Here is a 1,177-nt window from a genome sequence, read left to right on the forward strand (position 1 = left end):
TGCCGCGCCGCACGCGGATGCTGAATGCACGCGTGCTCAGGATCGTCTTGCTGGCGATCGTGCTGGGCGTCGCCGCGAGTGTCATTGCCAAGGTTCTGGTGGCGCTGATCGGGCTGATCACCAACCTGGCGTTCTATGGACGCTGGAGCACGACCTTCGTCAATCCGACCACGCTGCATCTCGGTGCGTGGGTGATCGCCGTACCTATCGTCGGCGGCCTGATCGTCGGCGTGATGGCGCGCTGGGGATCGACGGCCATCCGTGGTCACGGCATCCCCGAGGCCATGGAGCAGATCCTGCTGAACGAAAGCCGGGTTCCGCCACGCGTGACCTGGCTCAAACCCGTTTCGTCCGCCATCGCCATCGGCACGGGTGGCCCCTTCGGCGCGGAAGGTCCGATCATCGCAACCGGTGGCGCACTGGGATCGTTGCTGGGCCAGTTGCTCCATGTCACCGCCGACGAGCGCAAGACGCTCCTGGCGGCTGGCGCTGCAGCCGGCATGGCCACCATCTTCTCCGCGCCGGTTTCGGCGGTCCTGCTTGCCGTCGAACTGCTTCTTTTCGAACGACGCGCCCGCTCCCTCATCCCGGTGATGCCGCTGACGCCCAACGGCAAACTCGACCGCAAGGCGCTGCCGGCGCCTGAAGACGATGCCTATGTACGCCATGTCTACGAACCGCCCCAGGGAGAGACCGAGCAGACCCTCGCCTCGATCTGGGAAGAATTGCTCGGTGTTGACAAGGTTGGCCGGAACGATAACTTCTTCGAACTGGGCGGCCACTCGCTCATGGCCGTGAAGTTGATGGAGCGCATGCGGCGCTTGGGATACGGCATTGAGGTTCGTGCCCTGTTTGCCACCCCCACCTTGGCGGATTTGGCCGCCACTCTTGGTGAGTGTCAGGACGTGGCTGTGCCGCCCAACCTGATTACACCGGATGCAGTGGCGATTACCCCAGACATGCTGCCCTTGGTCGATCTGTCACAAGCAGACATCGACCGGATCGTGACCCGTGTGCCGGGCGGTGCTGCCAATATCCAGGATATCTATGCCCTCTCGCCCTTGCAGGATGGCATTTTGTTCCACCATCTATTGGCCGCCGACGGCGATCCTTATCTGTTGGCCGGTCAGATGGCCTTTGCCGACAAGGCCCGGCTCGACAGCTTCCTGGTAGCCGT

Annotated in this window: 1 protein-coding gene; it reads left to right on the forward strand. The window is 63.4% G+C overall.

Annotation, left to right across the window (positions count from 1 at the left end; translation table 11 throughout):
- Window positions 1–1,177 (forward strand): chloride channel protein (locus BTJ49_RS15275; protein WP_304598398.1); only part of this gene is annotated, 1,177 nt, incomplete at both ends.

Origin of the sequence: Oleiagrimonas sp. MCCC 1A03011 (genome assembly GCF_003267965.1) — a bacterium.
Classification (GTDB): domain Bacteria; phylum Pseudomonadota; class Gammaproteobacteria; order Xanthomonadales; family Rhodanobacteraceae; genus Oleiagrimonas; species Oleiagrimonas citrea.